The organism is Deltaproteobacteria bacterium (assembly GCA_005879795.1).
Taxonomy (GTDB): domain Bacteria; phylum Desulfobacterota; class Binatia; order DP-6; family DP-6; genus DP-6.
Genome location: VBKJ01000129.1, coordinates 34,840 through 58,328 on the forward strand (window position 1 = coordinate 34,840; position 23,489 = coordinate 58,328).

23 protein-coding genes are annotated in these 23,489 nt (G+C 72.3%); 10 read left to right on the forward strand and 13 right to left on the reverse strand.

Annotation, left to right across the window (positions count from 1 at the left end):
* Window positions 1–4 precede the first annotated feature (4 nt).
* From E6J59_07570 to E6J59_07585, 4 genes are all read left to right on the forward strand, one after another.
* Window positions 5–1,372 carry a DASS family sodium-coupled anion symporter gene (locus E6J59_07570; GenBank protein TMB20791.1) on the forward strand — a complete coding sequence of 456 codons (1,368 nt, stop codon included), beginning with the start codon at window positions 5–7 and terminating at the stop codon, window positions 1,370–1,372.
* 86 nt (window positions 1,373–1,458) lie between these two features.
* A complete protein-coding gene (locus tag E6J59_07575; protein TMB20686.1) occupies window positions 1,459–1,695 on the forward strand; it encodes an AbrB/MazE/SpoVT family DNA-binding domain-containing protein in 237 nt (78 codons plus the stop codon).
* Window positions 1,692–2,093 carry a type II toxin-antitoxin system VapC family toxin gene (locus E6J59_07580; GenBank protein ID TMB20687.1) on the forward strand — a complete coding sequence of 134 codons (402 nt, stop codon included), beginning with the start codon at window positions 1,692–1,694 and terminating at the stop codon, window positions 2,091–2,093. Before E6J59_07575 ends, E6J59_07580 begins: the two co-directional genes overlap by 4 nt.
* Before the next feature lie 34 nt (window positions 2,094–2,127).
* Entirely contained in the window at window positions 2,128–3,387 is a 1,260-nt protein-coding gene (locus E6J59_07585) for a sulfate adenylyltransferase (GenBank protein TMB20688.1), read from the forward strand.
* 7 nt (window positions 3,388–3,394) lie between these two features.
* Here E6J59_07585 and E6J59_07590 read toward each other — a convergent pair whose 3' ends face one another.
* From E6J59_07590 to polA, 4 genes are read right to left on the reverse strand one after another with little or no spacing between them, the layout of a single operon-like run.
* Entirely contained in the window at window positions 3,395–3,688 is a 294-nt protein-coding gene (locus E6J59_07590; protein ID TMB20689.1) for a hypothetical protein, read from the reverse strand.
* A gap of 1 nt (window position 3,689) precedes the next feature.
* Entirely contained in the window at window positions 3,690–4,616 is a 927-nt protein-coding gene (locus E6J59_07595) for a hypothetical protein (protein ID TMB20690.1), read from the reverse strand.
* 19 nt (window positions 4,617–4,635) lie between these two features.
* Window positions 4,636–5,238 (reverse strand): sigma-70 family RNA polymerase sigma factor, encoded by a 603-nt coding sequence (locus E6J59_07600; GenBank protein ID TMB20691.1) that lies wholly within the window; start codon window positions 5,236–5,238, stop codon window positions 4,636–4,638.
* Window positions 5,239–5,274: 36 nt separating this feature from the next.
* Complete coding sequence (gene polA / locus E6J59_07605) at window positions 5,275–7,872, reverse strand: DNA polymerase I (protein TMB20692.1); 2,598 nt, start codon at window positions 7,870–7,872, stop codon at window positions 5,275–5,277.
* Between the two features lie 130 nt (window positions 7,873–8,002).
* Between polA and E6J59_07610 the strand changes: the two genes are divergently transcribed.
* Genes E6J59_07610 through E6J59_07625 form a run of 4 tightly spaced genes read left to right on the forward strand, consistent with a single transcriptional unit; the run spans window position 8,003 to window position 12,559 of the window.
* Window positions 8,003–8,749, forward strand: a complete 747-nt coding sequence (locus E6J59_07610) for an ATP-binding cassette domain-containing protein (GenBank protein ID TMB20693.1) — start codon at window positions 8,003–8,005, stop codon at window positions 8,747–8,749.
* Between the two features lie 2 nt (window positions 8,750–8,751).
* A complete protein-coding gene (locus E6J59_07615) occupies window positions 8,752–9,525 on the forward strand; it encodes an ABC transporter permease (GenBank protein ID TMB20694.1) in 774 nt (257 codons plus the stop codon).
* Complete coding sequence (locus E6J59_07620; protein TMB20695.1) at window positions 9,516–11,114, forward strand: hypothetical protein; 1,599 nt, start codon at window positions 9,516–9,518, stop codon at window positions 11,112–11,114. Before E6J59_07615 ends, E6J59_07620 begins: the two co-directional genes overlap by 10 nt.
* Window positions 11,093–12,559, forward strand: coding sequence for a DUF4340 domain-containing protein (locus tag E6J59_07625; protein TMB20696.1), 1,467 nt, complete (start codon window positions 11,093–11,095; stop codon window positions 12,557–12,559). Before E6J59_07620 ends, E6J59_07625 begins: the two co-directional genes overlap by 22 nt.
* A gap of 40 nt (window positions 12,560–12,599) precedes the next feature.
* Here the strand turns inward: E6J59_07625 and hisC are convergent, their stop codons facing one another.
* Both hisC and E6J59_07635 read right to left on the reverse strand, forming a co-directional pair.
* On the reverse strand, window positions 12,600–13,652 hold the full coding sequence (hisC, locus tag E6J59_07630) for a histidinol-phosphate transaminase (GenBank protein TMB20697.1): 1,053 nt from the start codon (window positions 13,650–13,652) through the stop codon (window positions 12,600–12,602).
* 1 nt (window position 13,653) lies between these two features.
* Window positions 13,654–14,109, reverse strand: a complete 456-nt coding sequence (locus E6J59_07635) for a hypothetical protein (GenBank protein TMB20698.1) — start codon at window positions 14,107–14,109, stop codon at window positions 13,654–13,656.
* Between the two features lie 198 nt (window positions 14,110–14,307).
* Between E6J59_07635 and E6J59_07640 the strand changes: the two genes are divergently transcribed.
* Window positions 14,308–14,565 carry a type II toxin-antitoxin system RelE/ParE family toxin gene (locus tag E6J59_07640; GenBank protein ID TMB20699.1) on the forward strand — a complete coding sequence of 86 codons (258 nt, stop codon included), beginning with the start codon at window positions 14,308–14,310 and terminating at the stop codon, window positions 14,563–14,565.
* 46 nt (window positions 14,566–14,611) lie between these two features.
* Window positions 14,612–17,278, forward strand: a complete 2,667-nt coding sequence (locus E6J59_07645; GenBank protein ID TMB20700.1) for a hypothetical protein — start codon at window positions 14,612–14,614, stop codon at window positions 17,276–17,278.
* 71 nt (window positions 17,279–17,349) lie between these two features.
* On the opposite strand, the gene E6J59_07650 is transcribed toward E6J59_07645, so the two are convergent.
* From E6J59_07650 to hemB, 7 genes are read right to left on the reverse strand one after another with little or no spacing between them, the layout of a single operon-like run.
* A complete protein-coding gene (locus E6J59_07650) occupies window positions 17,350–17,787 on the reverse strand; it encodes a hypothetical protein (protein TMB20701.1) in 438 nt (145 codons plus the stop codon).
* Window positions 17,784–18,530: an SDR family oxidoreductase gene (locus tag E6J59_07655; protein TMB20702.1), complete on the reverse strand. Its 747-nt coding sequence runs from the start codon at window positions 18,528–18,530 to the stop codon at window positions 17,784–17,786. The genes E6J59_07650 and E6J59_07655 overlap by 4 nt, the downstream gene beginning before the upstream one ends.
* Before the next feature lies 1 nt (window position 18,531).
* Window positions 18,532–19,002: a VOC family protein gene (locus E6J59_07660; GenBank protein ID TMB20703.1), complete on the reverse strand. Its 471-nt coding sequence runs from the start codon at window positions 19,000–19,002 to the stop codon at window positions 18,532–18,534.
* A complete protein-coding gene (locus tag E6J59_07665; protein TMB20704.1) occupies window positions 18,999–20,111 on the reverse strand; it encodes an amidohydrolase in 1,113 nt (370 codons plus the stop codon). The genes E6J59_07660 and E6J59_07665 overlap by 4 nt, the downstream gene beginning before the upstream one ends.
* 1 nt (window position 20,112) lies before the next feature.
* Window positions 20,113–20,919, reverse strand: a complete 807-nt coding sequence (locus tag E6J59_07670) for an SDR family oxidoreductase (protein TMB20705.1) — start codon at window positions 20,917–20,919, stop codon at window positions 20,113–20,115.
* Window positions 20,920–20,952: 33 nt separating this feature from the next.
* On the reverse strand, window positions 20,953–22,377 hold the full coding sequence (locus E6J59_07675) for a tetratricopeptide repeat protein (protein ID TMB20706.1): 1,425 nt from the start codon (window positions 22,375–22,377) through the stop codon (window positions 20,953–20,955).
* Window positions 22,374–23,354 carry a porphobilinogen synthase gene (hemB, locus tag E6J59_07680; protein TMB20707.1) on the reverse strand — a complete coding sequence of 327 codons (981 nt, stop codon included), beginning with the start codon at window positions 23,352–23,354 and terminating at the stop codon, window positions 22,374–22,376. The genes E6J59_07675 and hemB overlap by 4 nt, the downstream gene beginning before the upstream one ends.
* Window positions 23,355–23,489 lie beyond the last annotated feature (135 nt).

The window sequence follows — 23,489 nt, forward strand, 5'->3', positions numbered from 1 at the left end:
GGCGATGGGGCTCCTCGGCTTCCTCGCGCTACGCGCCATGGCGCCGCCCGCCGGTCTCTCGGCCGCCGGGCAGAGCGCGCTCGCCATCTTCGCCCTCTGCCTCGTCTACTGGGTGACGAACGTCATCCCGCTCATGGTGACGAGCCTGCTCGCCATGGTGCTCCTGCCGACCACGGGTGCGCTGCCCGCCCGGGACACCTACGCGCTCTTCGGCAACGAGGCGGTCTTCTTCATCCTGGGCGCCTTCATCCTCGCCGCCTCGCTCATGAAGTGCGGGCTCTCGACCCGGATCGCGATCGCCGTGCTGCGCCGCTTCGGCCACACGCCGCGCGCGCTCCTCCTCTCGCTCTTCCTGATGAACGCCTTCATGGCGTTCTTCATGTCGGAGCACGCGGTCGCCGCCATGACCTTCCCGATCACGGTCGAGATCGCGCGCGTGCTCCGCCTGCCGCGCCAGCAGAGCAACTACGGGCGCGCCCTCTTCCTCGCCATGGCGTGGGGCACGCAGATCGGCGGCATCGCGACCCTCCTCGGCGGCGGACGGGCGCCGCTCGCGCTCGGCATGCTGCGCGACTTCAACGGCCAGACCTACAGCTTCGCCCAGTGGACGCTCGCCGCCTGGCCGCTGGTGGCGGTGCTGCTGGCGGTGGGCTGGCAGGTGATCGTGCGCTTCTTCCCGATCGACATCACCTCCGTGCGCGACGCCGACGTCGTCATCGCGGAGAAGGCGCTCCGCCTGGGACGGCCCTCGGGCAAGGAGAAGTCGATCGCCCTGGTGATGCTCGGCACCCTCGCCGCCTGGATCGTCGGGGGCGAGGAGTTCGGGCTCGCCACCATCGCGCTCGGCGCGGTGGTGCTCCTCTTCGTCCTGGACCTCCTCAGCTGGCGCGACATCGAGCAGTACGTGAACTGGGGCGTGCTCCTCATGTACGGCGGCGCGATCGCGCTCGGCTCGGCCCTCAACCGCTCGGGGGCCTCGACCTTCATCGCGAGCGTCACCGTGAGCCGCTGGGCGCACAGCCCGCTGGCCGTCGTCGCCATGATCTCCGCCCTGGGCATCCTGCTGACCGAAGCGATGAGCCACTCGGCGGTGGTCGCGCTGCTCATGCCGGTGGCCCTCGGCATCGCGGCGCAGTTCGGGATCGATCCGCGCGTCATGGCGCCGGCGGTGGCGCTGCCCGCGGGGCTCGCCTTCACGCTGCCCGTCGGCACGCCCGGGAACGCGATCGCGTACTCGTCGGGCTATCTCCGCCTGCGCGACATGCTCGTGCCGGGCTCGGTCATGGTGGTGATCGCGTGGGCAGCGTTCAACCTGGTGGCGCGGTACTACTGGCCGCTGATCGGGCTCACGCTCGCCGCGCCGCGGCCGTGAAGTTGCCTCGCCCCTTCGACCACCACTCGCCTCTCAGCCTGGTTTGTCGCTACGATCTATATCGGGTATAGACTTGCGGTGAGCGCATGAGCACGAGAGCGAAGCTGTTCTGGAACGGACGCAGCCAGGCGGTCAGGCTGCCGAAGGAGTTCCGCTTCAGCGGCGACGAGGTCCTCATCCGCCGGGCGAACGACAAGGTGATCCTCGAGCCCGTTCACAAGGGCTGGGACGATACCTTCTGGGCCTGCTTCGGTAAGCTCTCGGACGACGTCGAGCGGACCGAGTTCGTGGCGAGCGAGCGCCGCGAGGATGCCTTCCCCTGAGGTACCTGCTCGACACCAACATCTGCATCTACGCCCTGAAGCGCCGGCCGCCCGAGGTTCTGAGTCGGCTCGAGCGCCTCACGCCCGCCGACGTCGCCGTGAGCGCCGTGACCGCGGCCGAGCTCAGGTTCGGGGCGAGCAAGAGCTCCGCTCCGGAGCGGAATCATCGCGTGCTCGACGTCTTCCTCGGGCACATCAACGTGCTCGCCTTCGACGTCGATGCCGCGACGAGCTATGGACGGGTGCGCGCCCATCTCGAGCGACGGGGGCGTCCGATCGGCGCGATGGACACGCTGATCGCCGCCCACGCGCTCTCCCTCGGGGCGACGCTCGTCTCGAACAACGTCCGTGAGTTCAAACGGGTCCCGAGATTGCGGTGCGAGAACTGGGTCAGTTAGCCCGAACGGCCCGACATCCGAGAAAGGATCCTCGATGCCCGATCTGATCCCTCCCCACGGCGGCCTGACCGAGCCCGTCTCCCTGACCGTCCCCGCGCACGAGGTGGAGCGGTTCCGGGCGGAGGCGGCGCGCCTCGCCAGGGTGCCGGTCTCCGACTCCGACCTCTCGAGCGTCTATCGCTTCGGCGACGGCGGGCTCTCCCCGCTCACCGGCCCGATGGACGCGGCCACCTACCAGCGCGTCCTCGACGAGTGCGTGATCGAGCGCGGCGGCCGGCTCTACGCCTGGACGATCCCGATCGCGCTGCCCGTGACGGCGGAGCTGGCGCGGAAGCTCGGGCGCGGAGAGACCGTCGCGCTGACCAACAGCGCCGGCGCCGTGGTCGCGACCCTCGCCATCAGCGACGTCTACCCGTGGGACAAGGCGAAGTACCTGCGCAGCGTCTACGGCACCGAGCGCACCGACCATCCCGGCGCCGACATGGTGCTCAAGGGCGACGCCGACAGGACGCACCTCCTCGGCGGCCGGCTGCGCGTGCTCCCGCAGCCGACGCACCCCGCGTTCGGGAGGTACGTGCTCACGCCGCGCGAGGTGCGCCGCCTGCTCGCCGCCAGGGGCTGGGACCGCGTGGTCGCCTTCCAGACCCGCAATCCGCTCCACCGCGCGCACGAGTATGCGCTCGTCTACGGGCTCGAGACCCTGCTCCGGGCCGGGCACGACGCGGGCGCGGCTCTCAACCCCCTCATCGGCGAGACCAAGGGCGACGACGTGCACGCCGACGTGCGCATGCGGACCTACGAGGCGCTCATCGAGACGCGCGCCCTCGGCGAGGGCGACAGCGATCCCACGCTCTGGGGGCCGCGCGGCGAGTCGGTGCCCGACCGGGTCATCCTCCTCGGCCTCGACATCAAGATGTTCTACGCCGGCCCGAAGGAGGCGGTGATGCACGGCATATACCGGCAGAACTTCGGCTTCACCGACCTGGTCGTCGGCCGCAAGCACGCGGATGCGCCCTTCCACGACGGCACGCCCATCTGGGGCGACTTCGACGCGCAGGAGGTCTTCGGCTCGCTCCGGGGCGACCTCGGGATCAAGCCCGTCAAGGTCGGCTTCGCCGCCTACTACGAGTCGGTCGGGCGCGTCGACCTGATGGACAACCATCCCGGCGAGAAGCCGCTCACCATCTCCGGCAAGGACGTGCGCAGGGCGCTCCTCGAGGGCCGCGAGGTGGACCCGCGCATCATGCGGCCGAGCACGGCGCGGATCCTCGCGGCGGCGATGACCGGGGGCTGACCGCCGCTCAGCGCGCCCCGAACGGGTGCAGCTCGACCGTCACCCCGAACACCTCGACCAGGAGCAGGTAGAGCGCGAGGAGCGCGGTGAGCAGCGCGCCGAGCGCCACCACCGCGACGCCCGAGAGCATGAGGAAGGTGATGAGTGCGCCCACCGTCACCGCCGGGGCGAGGAAGGTCGGGCGGTTGAAGGGCGCGATGGGCCGCAGGAGCGAGAGGACGCCCTCCCCGCGCACCTCGGCACCGAACGCCTCCGCCACGTTCCAGAGCTGATTTCCGATCTCCTCGACCCAGGTTCCCATCTCAGTCCTCCGCGCGCAGCATGATGATGAGCGCCCCCTCGGCGGCGCGCCGGTCCTGATCGACGCCGAAGAGCATCACGCCGCGGTTCTGGAGGCGCACGCGCGTGTCCACCAGCGCCCGTGAGCCGTCCGTCAGCTTGACCTGCATCACCACCGCCTGGTCGCGCATCCCCTTGGGCAGCACGTGCAAGAGCCGCCCGCCCGGGAGCGCGAACTCCTCGCTCGTCTCCCACGCGCACCGGCGCCGCTCCTCGCGCACGATCTGGAACGAGCGATAGCCCACGAGACGCCGGAGGCGCGGGCGGAGGTCGACGAGCTGCGCATCCGAAGGCCCGCGCTCGCTCGCGCGCACCGTCGTGATCTGCACCTCGAGCGCGAGCGCGCGCGCCACCGCGAGCAGGACGAGCGCCCCCGCGGCAAGACCGAGCGCGACGGGGCACGCCTCGCGCGTCACTGACCCGCCTGGTCGCCGTCCGCGCTCACCATGATGAGCGTCGTGCCGTTCTTGCGCTCGCGGCGAAGCTCGAAGTGGCCGCTCGAGTCGATGCGCTCGATCACCGCCTGGTTCGGGCGCGGCCGGGCCGCGAGGCGCGGGGGCTCGGGCCCCGGGCTGCGCAGCCAGACGAGGGCGGTCGCCGCGGCGGCGAGCGCGACCCCCCACGCGGGCGCGGTGCGCAGCCGTCGGCGCCACGCGGCGCGGGCATCGTGGCGGTCGATGCCCGCGCTCACCGCCGGCCACACGCGCGAGAGGTCGAGCGCCTCCGCCTCCGTCAGGCCGCGCTCGACCGCCTCGCGCAGCGCCGTGAGCTCGTGCACCGCCGTGTCGCAGGTGCTGCAGCCGCCCGCGTGGCGGGCAACCGCGAGCAGCACGGCTGCGGGCAGCTCGGCGTCGACGAAGGCATCGAGCAACCCGGCAACCTCGCCGCACGTCATCACCGGTGCGATCCTCACAGGAGCTCCCGGAGACGCCGCTGGAGCTGGCGGCGCGCGTAGTGGAGACGGCTCATCACCGTCCCCTTGGGACACTCGAGAACCTGGCTGATCTCCGCGTAGGAGAGCCCCTCCAACTCGCGCAGGAGTATGACCGCTCGGTGATCGGGGGTCAAATCTTGGATGGCCGCGCGCACCCGGCGGGCGATCTCGGCATCGCGCGCCCGCGCGAAGGGCTCGTCAGGGTGGGGGCCGTCGGCGCGGGCCGACGGGGCGTCCTCCTCGGCGTCGAGGCCGATCTGCGGCCCCTTGGCAGCTCGCCGCTGGTGGTCCACGCACAGGTTGTAGGCGATGCGGTACACCCAGGTGTAGAAGGCGGCGTCTCCCTTGAAGCGGTCGAGGCTCTGGTAGGCTTTCGTGAACGTTTCCTGCACGATGTCGAGGGCGTCTTCGCGGCTGCGCAGCATGCCGAGCGCCAGCGCGGCGATCTTGCGCTGGTAGCGCTCGACCAGCTCGCGGAAGGCGTCGTGGTCACCCGTCCGCGCGCGCTGGACGAGCTCCCAGTCGCTAGGAGCCACGGAACGCTCGTGCCAGATAGGACGGGCCGCCGCCCGGGCTATTCAGCCGCCGGGCGCGGCGGGGCACCGCGGGCGGCGTCAATGGGCCTCCGCCCAGGTGGCGCCGTGGCGCACGTCCACCTCGAGCGGGACCCGCAGAGGGTAGACGTGCTCCATGGCCTCCCGCACGGCCGACTCGACGGCAGCGAGCCGATCCGCGGGGACCTCCAGCACGAGCTCGTCATGCACTTGGAGGAGCAGGCGGGCCCCGCCCCCCGCGGCTGCGAGGCGACGCCGGACCTCCAGCATGGCGAGCTTGATCAGGTCGGCGGCCGAGCCCTGGATGGGGGTGTTGGTGGCCGCCCGCTCGGCGAACTGCCGCACGGCGGGGTCGCGGGCCCCGAGCTCGGGGAGGTAGCGACGCCGCCCGAGGACCGTGGTCACGTAGCCCCGCGCGCGCGCCTCCGCGACGGTCGAGTCGATGAAGGCCCGCACGCCGGGGTAGCGGCCGAGGTAGCGATCGATGTACGCCGCGGCCTCGGCCTGGGAGACGCCGATCTCGCGCGCCGCCCGCGCCGCCCCCATCCCGTAGACGATGCCGTAGTTCATGACCTTGGCGAGCCGCCGGCCCTCGGCCGGCGGGCGGTCCGCGAACACCTCGGCGGCCGTGCGCGCGTGGATGTCCTCGCCCGCCGCAAAGGCGTCGATGAGGGCCCGGTCTCCGGAGAGGTGCGCCAGGACGCGCAGCTCGATCTGCGAGTAGTCCGCCGACACGAGCCGGTGGCCCGGCGCGGCGACGAAGGCCGCGCGGATGCGGCGCCCTTCCTCGCTGCGGATCGGGATGTTCTGGAGGTTCGGGTCGGAGCTCGAGAGCCGCCCGGTCGCGGCCACGGTCTGGTTGAACGAGGTGTGGAGGCGGCCGGTCGCGGGATCGACCAAGGCGGGGAGCGCGTCGACGTAGGTCGACTTGAGCTTGGCGAGCGCACGGTACTCGAGGACCTTGGCGGGCAGCGGGTGCTGCTCGGCGAGGCGGGTGAGCACGTCCACGTCGGTCGAGAGCCCGGTCTTCCCCCGGCGCACGCCGCGGGGCGAGATGCCGAGGCGCTCGAAGAGCACCGTGCGGAGCTGTGGCGGCGAGTTGACGTTGAACTCGGAGCCGGCGAGCGCGTAGATCTCCGCCATCAGGCGCCCGAGCGCCGCGCCGAGCTCGGCCGACAGCGCCCCGAGCGCCGCGACGTCGATCCGGATGCCGGCCAGCTCCATCTCGGCCAGCACCTCGGCGAGCGGCATCTCGAGCTCGTAGAAGAGCCGCTCCATCGCGTGCGCCCGCAGGCGCTCCTCGAGGAGCGGTCTCAGCGCGTGCGCCGCGCCGGCGGCGCGGCAGGCGGCGAGCGTCGGGTCGGCGCCGTCGTCGCGCCCCACGCCCAAGAGCTCCTCGGCGAGCGCGGCGATCCCGTGCTCGGCGCGCGAGGGATTCAGGCAGTACGAGGCCAGCGCGATGTCGAAGCCGGGGCCCGCGAGCGCGACGCCGCGGCGGGCGAGCGCCACGCGGAGCGCCTTCAGGTCGGCGCCGAGCTTGGTGACGGCGAGGTCGCCCACGAGCGGGGCGAGCGCCGCCAGCGCGCCCGGTGCGTCGGGCTCGGCGATCACGACGACCGGGCCGCTCGGCCCCGCGAGCGCGAGCGCCTCGAGCCGGGCACCCACCGGGACGATGGCAACCGCGCCCGCCGCGGCGAGGGCTCCGAGCGCGGTGCGCACCTCCTCGGGCCGCCGCAGGGTCGTGTGCTCGACCTCCGGCACCGCGCCGCTCGGCGCGAGCTCGCGCAGGAGCGAGGTGAACTCGAGCTCGGCGAAGAGCGGGCGGAGCTTCTCCGTGTCCGGGCCCTGCCAGCGGAGCCGTTCCAGGTCGAGCGCGACGGGCAGGTCACGGCGAATGGTCGCGAGCTGCTTCGAGAGCCGCGCCGTCTCCGCCTCGCGCGCGAGCGCCTCGCGGATCTTCTTCGCGCCGCGGAGGCCGGTGCGCTCGACCGCGTCCAGGTGGGCGAGGATCTCCTCCACCGGCCCCACCTCCCGCACCAGCGTCGCCGCCGTCTTCTCGCCGATGCCGCGCACGCCCGGGATGTCGTCGATGGGGTCGCCCATCAGCCCGAGCACGTCGGGCACGAGCGCCGGCTCGACCCCGAAGCGCTCGCGCACCTCGGCCGGGCCGCAGCGGCGGTCGCGCATGGTGTCGAGCCAGGTGGTCCGCTCGTCGACCAGCTGCATCAGGTCCTTGTCGCCGGTCACGATCACGGTCTCGACGCCGGCCTGGCTCGCCTGGCGGGCGAGCGTCCCGATCACATCGTCGGCCTCGACCCCGGGCACCTCGACCACCGGGAGGCGGAGCGCCTCGACCACCTTGCGCACGTAGCCCATCTGCGGGCGGAGCTCGTCGGGCACGGGCGCGCGCGAGGTCTTGTAGCCGGCGTAGAGCTGGTCGCGGAAGGTCTCGCCCGGCAGGTCGAAGACCACCGCCAGGTACCGCGGCCCCTCCTCGCGCAGGAGCTTGGCGACCATGTTGGTGAAGCCGTAGACGGCGTTGGTCGGGACCCCGCGCGAGGTCCCGAGGCTCGGGATCGCGTGGAAGGCGCGATAGACGTACCCGCTGCCGTCGATCAGGTAGAGGCGCGGCCGGAGAGCCGGCGAGGCCGATCCCATGTGCCGCGCCCGGACGCTAGCAGAGGGGTCCGGGCGAGTCCAACCAGCACACCGACTTGCAATCGCGCCGGGCCGTCGCTACATACGCCGGTCGAATTTCTCGGCTGCCTCCGGAGTCCAAGACCGATCGATGATCGAGGTCGCGAACCTGAGCAAGCGCTACGGCGAGCTGGCCGCGGTGCGCGACGCCTCGTTCACGGCGCCCGCCGGGCAGATCCTGGGCTTCCTCGGCCCCAACGGCGCGGGCAAGACCACCACCATGCGCATCATCACCGGCTTCCTGCCCGCCACCAGCGGCACGGTCCGGGTCGAGGGTTTCGACGTCTTCACCCACTCGAGCGAGGTCCGCCGCCGCATCGGCTACCTGCCCGAGAGCCCGCCCCTCTACAACGACATGACGGTGGCCGGCTACCTGCGCTTCGTCGCCAGGCTGAAGGGCATGGCGCGCGCCGACCTCGCCGGCGCGCTCGATCGGGTGCTCGAGACCTGCGGCCTCGTGGGCGTGCGCGACCGGCTCCTCGGCCATCTCTCCAAGGGGTTCCGGCAGCGGGTCGGGCTCGCCCAGGCCCTCATCCACGACCCGCCGGTCCTGATCCTCGATGAGCCCACCCTCGGCCTCGACCCCAGGCAGATCATCGAGATCCGGAGCCTCATCAAGACGCTCGGCGGCAAGCGCACCGTCGTCCTCTCGACCCACATCCTGCCCGAGGTGTCGCAGGTCTGTGACAAGGTGGTCATCATCAACGACGGCCGCATCGTGGTCGAGGATCAGCTCGCGAACCTGACCCGCGGGCGGACGCTCGAGGACGTCTTCCTCGAGGCCATCTCGCGCGACACGGGCGACGGCCCGGGCGCCGCGGCCGCCACGGACGCGTGAGCATGCGCAACGTCCTAACCATCGCCGGGCGGGAGCTGCGCTCGTACTTCTCCTCGCCGGTCGCCTACGTGCTCCTCGCCGCCTACCTGGCGCTCGCCGGCTACTTCTTCTTCGCGCTCCTCTCCGCCTTCAACCAGACCCTGCAGATCTACAGCATGATGCGCAACCCGGAGATGCTCACGCGCTTCAACCTGAACCAGATGGTCGTGGTCCCGCTCCTCCACAACATGTCGGTGCTGCTCATCTTCATCGTGCCCGCGATCAGCATGCGGATGTTCCCCGAGGAGAAGCGTTCGGGCACCTACGAGCTTCTCCTCACCTCGCCGGTGCGCGTCGGCGAGATCGTGCTCGGCAAGTTCCTGGGCGGGCTCGCGCTGGTGCTCCTCATGGTGGCGCTCTCGGGGCTGTTCGGGCTCCTGCTCGTCCGCTACGGCAACCCCGAGGTGCCGATGATGCTGTCGGGCTACCTCGGCCTCGCGCTCATGGCGACGGTGTTCCTGGCCGTCGGGACGCTCGTCTCGTCGTTCACCGACAACGTGGTCATCGCCTACGTGGGCGCCCTCTTCGCGCTCCTCGTCCTCTACACGATCGGCTGGCTCGGCGAGACGACGCAGGGCGCGGCGGGGCGGATCGTGCGCTACGCCTCGATCACCGAGCACTTCGGCGAGCTCACCAAGGGGATCGTCGACACGAAGGACCTGGTCTACTTCGCCACCCTCCTGCTGATCGGCCTCTTCCTGTCGCTGCGCTCGGTCGAGTCCGTGCGCTGGAGGTAGCGGTGCGCCGCTCGGGCTCGCTCTTCGGCCTCCTCGGCCTCCTCTTTCTCGCCTTCGGCTTCGCGGGGGCCTTCGTCATCGAGCGGCCCCTGCACGACCCCTACGTCGTGGTGAACCTGATCGCGGGCGCGGGGCTCCTCGTCGCCTACGTGTCCTTCGGGCTCGAGGAATTCCGCAGCCTCCTCGGCCAGCGCTCGACGCGCTACGGCGCCGGCGCGCTCGTCTACACGCTCCTCTTCGTCCTGCTGGTCGGGGGTGGCAACTACATCTCCGCGCGCCGTCACCATCGCTGGGACCTGACCGAGGCGGGCATCTACACCCTCGCGCCGCAATCGAAGAAGGTGGTCGAGGCCCTCAAGGAGGACCTCGCCATGACCGGCTTCGTCGAGGGCGGGCAGGACCCGCAGGTCCAGAGCCTGCTCGAGAGCTACCAGTACGCCGCCCCGAGCCACGTGAAGTTCCGGCTCATCGACCCGGACAAGGAGCCCGCGCTGGTCGAGCAGATGAAGATCACGGCGCTGCGCAGCGTGCATCTCCAGTACGGCAAGGAGTCGTTCGTGGTCGCCAACCCCACCGAGGAGACGGTCACCAACGGCATCATCCGCGTCTCCGGTACGACGAAGAAGCTCGTCTACTTCGCCGAGGGCGACGGCGAGGCGGACATCGCGAACCAGGAGGACCCCAAGGGCTACGCCAGCGCGAAGCTCGCCCTCGAGCAGGAGAACTACGAGGTGAAGCCGCTCGTGCTGCCCTCGGCCGAGCAGATCCCCGACGACGCGAGCGCGCTCGTGATCGCCGGGATGCAGCGGCCGCTCAGCGAGCACGAGGTGCAGATCCTCGACGCGTACCTGAAGCGCGGCGGGCACCTGCTCGCGCTCGTCGGCCCACGCCAGGGCGACGAGCGGGTGCCCAAGCTGCTCGCCGACTGGGGCGCCAAGCTCGGCAACGACATCGTGATCGACCAGGTGGTGCGTCTCTTCCAGGGCCCCACGCTCGGCGTCCAGCCGATCACGAAGACCTACGGCACGCACCCCATCACGCAGAACTTCCGCGACTACACCGTCTACCCGCAGACCCGCACCGTCGAGCCCGACTCGGCCGGCAAGAAGGGCCTCACGGCCACGGCGCTGGTGAAGACGAGCGCGTCGAGCTGGGCGGAGACGAAGGTCGACCAGGTCTTCAGCCAGAACCCGACCGCGTCGCTCGATCCCGAGGACCGCAAGGGCCCGCTCAGCGTCGCGGTCGCGGTGGAGGCCAAGCTGCACGACCTGGGGATCACGCCGCCCCCGGCACCGGAAGGGAAGAAGGCTCCCGAGGAGGCGCGGCTCGTCGTCTTCGGCACGCCCATGTTCGCCAACAACCAGCAGCTCGCCGAGGCGCGGCTCAACGGCGACCTCTTCCTGAACGCCATCGGCTGGCTCGTCGGCCAGGAGGAGCTGGTTGCGATCCGCAGCCGCACCGTGCGCGCCTCGCGTGCCGAGCTGACCCGGGACCAGGCCGTGCAGGTCTTCTACCTCTCCGTGCTCATCGTCCCGCAGCTCATGATCGCGACCGGCATCGCCGTGTGGTGGCGCCGGAAGTCCCGGTGATCCGCCGCATCCTCATCCTCCTGGTCCTGGTCGCCGCGCTCGGCATCTACCTCTACGTCTACGAGCTCCCCGAGGCTGCGCGCGAGGGGAAGAAGGCGAAGCTGCTCGGCGTCGACAAGGACGCCGTCACCGGCCTCGTCCTCGCCTATCCGGACCGCGAGCTCGAGCTCAGGAAGGACGACAAGGGCTGGCGGCTCGTCCGGCCCGCCGAGGCGCCCGCCGACGACACGGTGGTGGGGGGTGTCCTTTCGACGCTCGCCGACGCTGAGGTGCAGAAGACGCTCGACCAGCTGCCGGCGAACCTGGCCGACTTCGGTCTCGACAAGCCGACCGTCACGGTCAAGCTCACGCTCAAGGACGGCTCGCAGCCGCCGCCCCTCGTGGTCGGCAAGAACACCGCCATCGGCGCCAAGGCCTACGTGCGCAAGGACGACGAGCCGAAGCTCTACCTCACCACCTCGGCGCTCGGCTACGGCCTCAACAAGCAGGCCAAGGACCTGCGCGACAAGGCGATCCTCGCCTTCAAGGACGAGGACGTGAGCCGGGTCGAGATCAGGGCGGAGAACGGCGACACCGTGACGCTCGTCCGCAAGGACAAGGAGTCGTGGACGGTGGAGCCGGGCGACCACCCCGGCGACACGACCGAGGTGCGCTCGTACCTCTCTTCGCTGCGTTCGACGCGCGCGGTCGACTTCCCGGACGATCACCCGGACGACCTCGGCAAGTACGGGCTCGCCGCGCCCCGGCTCGCCGTCACGGTGACGACCGGCACGGACGGCGCCGCGAGCCAGGCGCTCCTGGTCGGAGGCGAGACGACCCAGGGCACGCAGAAGCAGATCTACGCCAAGCGCGGCGACCAGCCGACGGTGTACGCCCTGGGCGACTGGACGTTCCGCACCCTCGCCAAGCCGCCGAGCCAGTTCCGCGACAAGACCGTGCTCGGCTTCGACCCAACGCGCGTCGGCAAGCTCGCGTTCGAGCGGAAGGACGGGGGCCCGCTCAGGCTCGCGCGCGGCGAGGGCAAGTGGGCGCTCGAGGGCGCGGAGGGGAAGAAGCCCAAGGACTCAGCGATCGCGACCCTCCTGGACGACCTCCGCGACCTCCGCGGCGCCGACATCGCCGCCGAGCCGGCGAAGGACCTGGCCGCCTGGGGGCTCGACCACCCCGACCTCCGCATCACCCTCACCGACAAGGAGGGGCAGCCGATCGGCACCGTCCTCGCCGCCAAGCACGAGGGCAAGGCGTACGTCATGCGCGCCGGGAGCGAGACCGTCTTCGAGGCGCGCGACTACATGTACGCGCGCCTCGACAAGCAGCCGAAGGACCTGGTCGAGGAGCCGGGGGCGGCAGTCGAGGGCGGGACGGCGACCACGACGACCGAGCCGCCCCCGCCCGAGCCGGGCGAGGCGGACGAGGGCGACGACGCCGACGACGGCGCCGACTAGCCGGGCGGTCTCGAACAGCTCTTCAGCGCCGGCCCCCTGCCTACAGCTCTCGAAGCGCGGCGAGCAGCGCGTCGATCTCCGCGTCCGTCCCCACCGTGATGCGGAGCGCGTCGTGCGCGCCCGGCACGGCGAAGTGGCGGACGAGGATATCACGCGCCGCCAGCGCGCGGGCGACCGGGCCCAGGTCCACTCCCGGTCGCCGCGCGAAGACGAAGTTCGCCTCGGACGGCGGCACGCGGAAGCCCAGGCGCGCGAGCCCCGTGCTGAGCCGCGCGCGCGTCGCCTTGATGCGGGCGATGTTGGCCCGCATCGCCGGGAGGTCGCCGAGCGCCGCCTCGCCCGCCGCCTGCGAGAGGCGGCTCAGGTTGTACGAGTCCTTCACGGTGCGCAGCCCGGCCAGCAGCTCCGGGTGGCCGAAGGCGAGCCCGACCCGCAGCCCGGCCAGCGAGAAGGACTTGGAGAGCGTGCGCAGCACGAGCACGTTCGCGAGCCGGCCGACGAGCCCGAGCGCGTGCTCGCGGGCGAAGTCGACGTACGCCTCGTCGACGACGAGGATGCCGGGCAGCGCGCGCGCCAGCGCCTCGACCGCGGCGACCGCCACCAGCGTCCCCGAGGGGGAGTTCGGGTTGCAGAGGAAGGTGACACGCGCGCGCGCGGCGGCGAGCGCGGGCGGGAGCGAGAAGTCCTCCGGCCAGGGTACGCGCACCGCCTCGCCCCCCTGCACGGCGACCAGCGTGCCGTAGAGGCTGTAGGTTGGCACCGGGAACGCGACGCGCTCACCCGGATCGATGGTCGCGCGCAGGAGGAGGGCGAGCAGCTCGTCCGAGCCGTTGCCGGCCAGGATGTGGTCGGCCGGCACGCCGTACACCTCCGCCGCCCGCGTGCGCAGCGCGCGCGCCTCGGGGTCGGGGTAGAGGCGGACGGTCGCGTTCGCCTCCCGCCCGAGCGTCTCGAGCACGCGCGGCGAGGGCGGGTACGGGTTCTCGTTGGTGTTGAGCTTGATCACCCGACGGCCAGGGCCGGGCTGCTCGCCGGGGACGTAGGGGGCGGCGCTCCGGACGGCCGGTCGGAGCCAGTCGGCGGGGCCGGCCAGGCTACTTCACCGCTTTGATCTGGCGCCCTGCCGCCTTCGTCCGCGCCTCCTGGAGCCGCGGCTCCGGTGACTCGCCGCCCAGATGGCGGTCGACGATCTCGACCGCCTGCCGCTCGCGATCGGGGAGCGCCGTCAGCACGTCGACCAGCTTCGTCCAGCGCTCGCGATCGGCGCCGGCGAGCTCGTAGAGGCGCATGGCGCCGTCGACGTCCTTGCGCTTCAGGCACGCGTCGGCGGCGGCGAGCATGCGCTCGCGCGGGAGCGGCACGCCGCCCAGCTCGCACACGCGCACGGCATCGGGGATGCGGTGCCGCTCGAGCAGCCGCTCCGCGAGCTGCGTCCAGTCCGCCGCCGTGACCAGCTCCGCGTTGCGCACGAAGAGCCGCATGGCCGCGTCCAGGAACGACCGCTCCAGATAGCGGCGCCCGACGAGCACTTCGGACTCACTGGCAGGCATCGATGGGCAGTCTCCTCAGCTCCAAAAACCAGCACTCCGCCACCGAAACAGCTTAACCGACGCTCCCCGGCCATTGCAACCGGCGCGGCGCCCGACGACCACAAAGCACCTGCATGATCCGAGGGTTGCAGGGGCGACCCGGTGCACGCCGCCCCTCAAGAACGTCGCCCGCGCTGCCGATAACCCCCCCACGACCCGATGCCGACCCGCCTCAACATCACGTACAGCGCCTACCGCGAGCTGGAGAGCATCCCACAGAGCCCGCTGCGCGACATCGGGGAGGCCATCATCGGGCTCGCCGATGATCCCCACCCACCGGGGTCCTCGCTGCTGAAGGGGATCGGCGGCTGCTACTACATCGCCATCGACGACTACTACATCCTCTACCACGTCGACGCGGAGGACGGGCTCACGGTGCTCGGCGTCCTCCACGGCCCGTACCACCCGCTGCATTGATTGCGACTTCCCGAGGCGCCGGTGGCGGCGGTAGACTCCTCGGCCCGTGCACCGCCCCGCGCTCTCCCTCGTCCTGACGCTCGCCCTCACCCCGCCGGCCGCGGCCACGCCCGTGCGCATGTTCGCCGTCGGCCACAAGGTCCGCACCGCCGACGCCACCACCTACGCGAGCTTCCACGACAAGATGGCGGCGCTCATGGACGCCGGCTTCCCGGGCCGCGTGACGCTCGTGCAGGCGGGCGTCGACGACGTCGCGAGCCACCTCTTCCCCACCGACCCCGCGGCACCCCAGAACGCGCTCGTCGTCTTGCCCGAGGAGACCGGCCTGGTCGCCGCTCTGACCGGCAGCCGCGGCACGGCGGCGCGTGCGCAGACGACGGCGACCGACGCAATCCTGGCCCTCTTCGGACCGTACAGCGCGCCGTACGGCTACTACAGGACCAGGTATCCCGGGCAGCCGGCCGTCCGGACCCTGGTGCTCGCCCTCACCGACACCCTGTACCGGGGCTTCTACGAGACCTTCCGCGAGCTCGCGATGACGCACGGCATCTACCTCGCGGCGTCGTTCAACGCGGCGCCCGCGCGCCGGGTGGAGGAGGCGACGGAGCCCGCGCTGGTCGCCCTGCTGCGCGACCCCGACGAGCCCTCCCGCACCTACGCCTACGAGGCCGTGTCGCCCTTCCCCCACAACACGACGCTCGTCTTCGCGCCCGACGGCGAGGTGCTGGTGCCCGACGGCAACGGCGGGACGCTCGAGAGCCCGTCGGCGACCGGCGGCGTCATTCGGGGCTCGACCAACAAGGCGTATCTCACGCCGATCGAGGAGCCGCCGCCCGGCAACCAGGCCGGCCTCTCGCTCGCCTTCGGCCCCGTGCGCGACATGGAGGTGCTCGACACGCCCGCCGGCCGGCTCGCGATCGTCATCTCCAAGGACGCCTGGATGGTCGACGTGAACGACCGCTTCCTCGCCAAGGGCGCGAACGTCGTCCTCCAGCCCGAGGCGTTCAGCGAGTGGGCGTACGCCGACACGCCGTGGCAGCCCGACATCTTCAAGGAGGGCGGCTTCGCGAACCTCGAGAAGAACGTGCCCTGGGTGGCGAATGTCGACGCGAGCATTACCGGCAACCTCTTCGACGACGTGACCTTCGACGGGCAGAGCGCGGTGCTCGGACGCAAGCAGAAGACGAGCCCCGGCCCGCTCGGCCCGAACAACGCCTGGATCGGGCAGAACCCCGACACCGGCTTCCGCACCCTCGCGCCGTGGATCGCGCCCGATCCCGGGATCGCGAACCCTGCGCTCACGCGCGCCGAGCGGCGCGCGATGCTCGCCGCGGACGGCGCGAAGCTGCTACCGGGCTCGGGCGTGGCGTGCGGCGGGTCGCTCGACGCGGGCGCGTGCGAGAACGGCTACCGCGAGGCGGTCGTGTTCGCCGACATCGACGTGCCGACGGGCGCCACCACCGCGCCCGTCGATCCCGTCCGCGCCCCACCTCCGCGCTTCGAAGCCGCCGTGCGCGCGAGCGGCGACGAGCCGGTGCCCGTGGCGCAGCATGCGCCGCGCGTCGCCGCGCACGGGGTGCGTGTCTACGTCGTCTGGCACGAGGCGAGCGCCGGGCTCGAGAACGTCTTCCTCGCCGTCAGCCGCGACCGGGGCCGGACCTTCGCGGCCCCCATCCACGTGAGTGGCAACCCGGCCGGGACGGTCGCCGAGCTGAACCCGGCGATCGCGGTGGGCGGCCGCCGGGTGTTCGTGGCGTGGCAGGAGTTCGCCGCCGGGCGCAACGACGATGCCGGGCGCATCGAGCTCGCGCGCTTCGACGGGCGCGGCAACAAGCTCGGGCCCGACGTGCGCGTCGACGACCACGACGGCGTCGGCAAGTGGGTCCCCGCGATCGCGCTCGTCGGCAAGGACCCGGTCGTCGCCTGGGTCGACGAGCGCGACGGGGGCTTCGAGGGCGAGCCGGTCGAGCACGTCTACAGCGCACGCGGGCACGGCGGCGGGACGACGTTCGATCCCGCCGTGCGCGTCGACGCCGGCCCGGCGGATCCCCTCGCCGCCCACCTCGACAACAAGTGGGGCCCGGCGCTCGCCGCCGTCGGCACCGCCGTCTACGCGGCGTGGGCCGACTTCCGCAACTACAACTGGGACATCTTCCTCGCGCGCAGCGACGATGGTGGCATGACCTGGGGTGCGAACGCCGAGGTCGACGACTTCGCCGACTTCGAACGCCTGGACGAGCGGCCCTCGGTCGCCGTCTCCCGCCGCGGCCCGCTGCACGTCGTCTGGACCGATCTGCGCGCGCGCGAGCCCGACACGAACATCTTCTACGCGCGCAGCGACGACCACGGCACGACCTTCACCCCGAACCGCCAGCTCGACGACTCCAAGACGGGCTTCGACGTCGACCACGACACGCCCACGAACCAGTGGCACCCGAGCCTCGCCGCCGACTGCCGGGCGCTCTTCGTCGCCTGGCAGGACGATCGCCTCGGCAACGACGACGTCTTCTTCACCACCAGCTTCGACGGCGGCGCGACGTTCGCGCCCGCCGAGCGCGTGGACGACACGGGCGCGGGCGCGAGCGAGCAGAGCCGGCCGAGCCTCGCGCTCGCGCGGAGGGGCAACCGGCGGCTATGTTACGTGGTGTGGGAGGACGACCGCAATGGGACGAGCGACATCTATCTGGCGCGGCGGGCGTGCGCGGGGCCGTAGGCGCAGGCGAGCAGGTCACCGCGGGTAGCGTGAGCTGCGGCTACCGCCGAGCAGCGGCGCCTCCCGCCTAGCTAGCGCCCCCGGTGGTCCTGCGGCGGCTGCCCGGGCGGAGCGTCGGCTGCGCCGCCGAGGAAGGCGTAGTCGACCTCGACCGGGCCCACCCGGCCTTCGCTCTTCATCACCGCCGCGCCCCTCGTGTAGCTGATCGTGAGCCTGTCGGGCCCCGACCACGCGACCGAGACGACGGGCCGACCCTGGAACGAGTGCTTGCCCGCTCCAATGGTGAAGACGTTGCCGCTCTCGCGCGGGGGTCGCGCGTCCGCGGGCACGAGCGAGACCTGGATGGTGGCCGCGATCATGCAGTCCCGCTCGAAGATGACCGCCTTCGCATTCCCCCCGGGAGCGACGGACTCGCGCAGCACGTGGTTCGCGCACGGCGGGCGGCCGACGCTCGTGGTGGAGCAGCCCGCGAGCAACGCGAGCACGGCGGACGTGGTCGCGCGCCTCACTGCACCACGATGCCGCCGTCCACCCGCAGCACCGCCCCCGTGATCCACCTGGCCTCGTCCGAGGCGAGGAACAGCGCCGCCCGCGCCACGTCGTCGATCTCGCCCACCCGCCCGAGCGGGATGAACGACGCGGTCATCGCCCGCCCCTCGGGCGTGCCGAGGAAGGGCCGGTTCAGGTCCGTCGGCACCGGCCCGGGCGCGATGCAGTTGGCGCGCACGTTGGCCGCGCCGTACTCCGACGCGAGGTAGTACGTCAGCGTCACCAGCCCTCCCTTCGCCACCGCATAGTCCGCGATCCCCGTCGGCGACGCCTGGAACGCGCCGTGTGACGAGACGTTGACGATCACCCCGCCGCCCCGCCGCACGAGGTGCGGCAAGGCGTGTTTCGCACACAGGAAGGGGCCGCGCAAGTTGACGGCGATCGTCCGGTCCCAATCCTCGGCCCGGAGGTCGGCGATCCTTCGCCCGTAGGCGATGATTGCCGCGTTGTTGTAAAGCACGTCGAGGCCGCCGAAGGCGGCGACGGTAGCGTCCATCGCGGCCGCCACCTCCTCCTCGCGCGCCACGTCGCAGTGGAAGAAGCGCCCGCCGACCGCGGCCGCGACGCGGGCGCCCGGGTCGTCGAGCACGTCGAGCACCGCGACGCGCGCGCCCTCGGCGGCGAAGAGGCGCGCCACGCCCTCGCCCTGCCCCTTCGCCCCGCCGGTCACGACGGCGACCTTGCCCGCGAGCCGCCCGGCCATCTCAGCCCTCCCACCCCTCGTAGGGGAGGAGCGCCAGGCTCGGCATCTGCACGATCTCGATCGGAAAGCCGTCGGGGTCGCGCACGACACAGCATTCGACGCCGCTCGCAAGGACGGCACGCGTCCCGTCCACCATCTCCACGCCCTGCGAGCGGAGCTCGCTCAGGGCCTCGTCCAGACTCAGGACGTAGAAGCTCAGGTGCGAGTGGCCGATCTCGTTCGAGCGCCGCGGCCGCACGCTGCGCTCGGGCGGCGGGTCGCTGAAGCCGATCAGCTCGATGCGCATGCCATCGCGCCGCATGAAGACGCCCTTGAACCGGGCGCGCGGCAGACCCATCACGCGCGCCGTCGCCGCGTCGTCGAAATCGAATTCGGCCACCACCTCGAAGCCGAGCACGTCGGTGTAGAAGCGGCGCGAGCGCGCGAGGTCCGAGACGCAGTGGGAGTAGTGGAGGAGGCGCGCGTTCCTCATGCCGGGAGCCCGTAGAGCCGTGCCGCGTTCCCGCCCCGCACCTTCTCACGCGCCGCGGGCGGGAGCCGGGCGAGCTGCTCCTCCAGCTCGCGCACGACGCCGGGATAGGTCGCGTCCAGGTGCGGGTAGTCCGAGGCCCACACGATGCGGTCCTCGCCGATCACGGGGGCGAGCAGCGGGAGCGTCGTCTCGTCGGGATCGAAGGAGATGTAGCACTGGCGCTTGAAGTACTCGCTCGGCCGGAGCCCGAGCTCGGGCGCCATCCAGCCGTAGACGTGCGCGAAGTGGTCGAAGCGGTCGAACCAGTGCGCGAGCCAGCCGCCGCCCGCCTCGAGCACGGCGACGGTGAGCCGCGGGTGGCGCTCGAGGACGCCGCCGCACACGAGGTGCGAGAAGCCGATCAGGTCGTCGATGAAAAAGATCGACGGGTGGCCCATGATGGGGGCGTCGAGCCGGAGGCCCTGGAGCGCGCCGGGGAGATCGCCCGCGCCCGAGGGATGGAGGCCGACGGGCACGCCCGCCTCGGCGATTGCGGCCCAGAGCGGGTCGAAGCAGCGGTCGTGGAGGGCGCGGCCGCGGCACGGGTTCGGGCGCACGAAGACGCCGCGCATGCCGAGCTCCCCCACGGCGCGGCGCACCTCGCGCACGGCCGCGCCCACGTCCTGCAGCGGCAGGCCGGCGATGCCGATCAGCCGACGCGGGTCCGTGCGGCAGTAGTCGGCGAGCCAGTCGTTGTAGACGCGGCAGCACGCCTCGGCGAGCGCCGCGTCCTCGATCGCCTCCAGGAAGAGCCCCACTGACGGGTAGAGGACCGCGACGTCGATGCCCTCGCGGTCCATGTCGCGGAGCCGCTGGCGCGGATCCGTCCCGCCCGGCATGAGCTCCGCGTAGCGCACGCCCTTGCCCACGTCCTCGAACGGACGCCCGGCCATACCGACGCCGACGATGCCCACCGGCAGGAGGAGCCGCTCCTCCGCCCACACCTGCTCCTGCTCGGTCTCCGCGTCCCAGCGGATGTGGAAGCCGCGCGCGCTGAACCGCGGCGGCAGCTCGCGCTCCCACAGGTCCGCCGGCTCGATCACGTGGCCGTCGGCATCGACCGTCGCCATCTCACACCCCGATCATGTAACCGCCGTCGGCGGAGAGCACCTGCCCGGTAATACCGCCGGCAGCGGGCGAGGCCAGGAAGGCAGCGAGCGGCGCCACCTCCTCGGGCTCGAGGATGCGCTTCTGCGCGGCCAGGCTCTCGGCGTGCGCCTTCGCCTCCTCCGCGGTGCGGCCCGTCATCAGGCCCACGATGCTCCAGTCGACGAGGCGCGTGTTGGTCCAGCCGGGGCGGAGGAGGTTCACGGTCACGCCGCGCGTCCCGACCTCCATGGCGAGCGCGCGCGTGAAGCCGACGAGACCGTGCTTCGCCGCCGTGTATGCCGAGAGCCCCGAGGCGCCGACCAGCGAGTAGCCGGAGCCGACGTTGATGATGCGCCCGTAGCCCTGGCGGAGCATCGGCCCGAGCGCCGCCTTGGCGGCCCAGTAGCAGCTCGTCAGGTTGAGGACGAGGGTCGCGTCCCAGGAGGGGTCGTCGTGGGTCTCGACCCAGAGGCCGCGCGGATCGCCGGTCAGGACGACCGGGCCGCCCGCGTTGTTCACCAGCACGTCGAGGCGGCCGAGCTCGCGCGCCGCGCGCTCGACGGCGGCCATCACCCGCGCGTGCTGGAGCATGTCGGTCGGGAGGGCGAGCGCGCGCCGGCCGCGGGCGCGGAGCACGCGGCACACCTCGTCCAGCTCGTCGGTGCTGCGCGCCGCGACCGCGACGTCGGCCCCGGCGGCGCCCAGCGCGAGCGCGATCGCGCGCCCGATGCCGCGCCCGCCGCCGGTCACGAGCGCGACGCGGCCGGCGAGGCTCGTGCCCTCCGACATGCGCGCCTGTCTACGGCCGGCGTGCGCGCGCCGTCAAGGCGTCCCGAGGCCGCGCCGGCCCGTCCGCCGGCGCTCCTGCCGCTCGCGCGCCCGCTCGCGCACCAGGGGCTCCAGCTCCGCGATCGCCCGCTCGACCTCGGCCTGCCGCGCGCTGCCCGGCGTGACCAGGCGGTCGGTGTGCTGGAACTGGCTGAGCGCCTGCTCGAGCTCGCCGCGCAGCCGCGAGGCGAGCGCCAGGTGGTAGAAGCCCTCGGCCTCGTCGCCCTTGCGCCCGAGGGCGATGCCGGTCAGGCGCTGTGCCTCGTCGGAGTCGGGGTCGAGGCCGAGCGCGCGCTGGAACTCGGTGAGCGCGGCCGGGCTGTCCCCGGCGTCGTTGAGCGCCTTGCCGAGCTGGGTGTGCGCGAAGGCATCGTCGGGATGCCGGGCGAGGTGGCGCTCGAGCGCCTCGCGCGCCTTGGCCGGCTCCTTGAGCGCCACGTACACGCTCCCGAGCGGACGATCGACGCGACCACCGACGCCCCCGAGGTCACGGCACTTCTCGAGCGCCCCGCGCGCTGCCTCGAGCTGGCCGACGGTCTGGTAGACGCGTCCGAGGAGGAGCTGCCGCTCGGCGTCGTCCGGCTTCTCCTCGGCGAGCCGGCGATAGCGAGGGATGACCACGTCGGGCGGGTCCGCGATCGCGCGCGCCACCGCCTGGGTCTCCGCCAGCTCGGCGGACCCGGCGGGGCGGCCGGCGGGAGTCTTGAGCCTCTGCGCGTTGATGGTGGTCTCGACGTGCGAGACGCGGTCCTCGGTCACCGGGTGCGTCAGCATGTACGCCGGCACCCCGGCCGGGTTGATGCGCTGCTCGGTGAGCAGGGTCTTGAAGAACGAGCCCATCGCGTGCGGGTCGTAGCCGGCCTGGCTCGCGTAGCGGAGCCCCAGGTAGTCGGCCTCCTGCTCGAACTCGCGCGAGAACTTGAGCTGCGCGGTCTCCGCCGCGGCGATCCCGGCGGCGCCGGCGACCGGGTTGACGGCCGAGAGGAGGAGGCCGAGCAGCGCGGCCGCCGACCACACCTGCCCCTTCTCCTGCTGGCGCACGATGTGGTGCCCGCTCACGTGGCCCATCTCGTGTCCGAGCACGCCCGCCAGCTCGTCGTCGTTGGCGACCCGCGCGAGGAGACCCGAGAAGATGAACACGTAGCCGCCCGGGACGGCGAAGGCGTTCAGCACCGGGGACTGGACGACGTAGAAGCGGTAGTCGAACTCCTGCGCCCCGAGCGTCTTCACCAGCCGAGCACCGATACGCCCGACGTACTCGGTGACGGCGGGGTCCTCGACCAGCGGGAGCTCGGAGCGCGCGGCGAGGAAGAAACGCCGGCCGAGCTCGCTCTCGCCGCCCTCGCCGGCCGCGACCTGGCCCGCGAGCGCCATGGCAACGCCGAGCGCCGCCGCGAGGGTGGAGCCCCGGCGCCTCATCGCCGTGCGAGCCCCCGCGCCACGTCCTGCGCGAAGTACGTGATGATGATGTCGGCGCCCGCGCGGCGGATGGCCACCAGGCTCTCCTCGACCACGCGCGCCTCGTCGATCCAGCCGCGCTCCGCCGCGGCCTTCACCATCGCGTACTCCCCGCTCACCTGGTAGGCGGCGACCGGGTACCCGAAGCGCTCCTTCACGCGGCGCACGACGTCGAGACAGGGGAGCGCGGGCTTCACCATGACGATGTCGGCGCCCTCCTCGATGTCGAGCGCCACCTCGCGCAGCGCCTCCTCGGCGTTCGCGGGGTCCATCTGGTAGGAGCGCCGATCGCCGAACTGCGGCGCCGACTCGGCTGCGTCGCGGAACGGGCCGTAGAAGGCGGAGGCGAACTTGGCCGCGTAGGCCATGATCGGGAGGTGAGCGAAGCCCGCCGCGTCGAGGGCCGTGCGGATCGCCCCCACGCGGCCGTCCATCATGTCGGAGGGCGCGATCACGTCCGCCCCGGCCCGCGCGTGCGCGAGCGCTTCGGCCGCGAGCAGCTCGAGGGTCGGATCGTTGTCGACCTCGCCGTCCTTCACCACGCCGCAGTGGCCGTGGTCGGTGTACTCGCAGAGGCAGACGTCGGTCACGAGGACGAGCCCCGGCGCCGCCTCGCGGATGGCCCCGAGCGCGCGCGGGATGATGCCGCCCGGATCGGTGGCGCCGCTGCCGCGCGCGTCCTTCCGCTCCGGCACGCCGAAGAGGATGACGGCCGGCACGCCCAGGTCCCCGAGGCGCCGGCATTCCTCGGCCGCGCGATCGACCGAGCGCTGCGCGATGCCCGGCATCGACCCGACCGGCTTCTCGACCCCACGGCCGGGAACGACGAAGAGCGGCTGCACGAGCTGCGCCGCGTCGACGTGCGTCTCCCGTACCAGGCGGCGGAGCGCCTCAGTCCGGCGCAGCCGCCGGGGGCGGTAGGCGGGAAAGCGGCTCATGACGGAGCCCGCATTAAAGCATCGGAGCGCGGCCTCTGGAAACGGCCCCGCCGGCCATCATGGCCTCGCCTCAGCGACGCGGCCCTGGTACGAGAGGTCCTTCATCGAGCGCCCTCAGGATGGCGCAGTGCGACG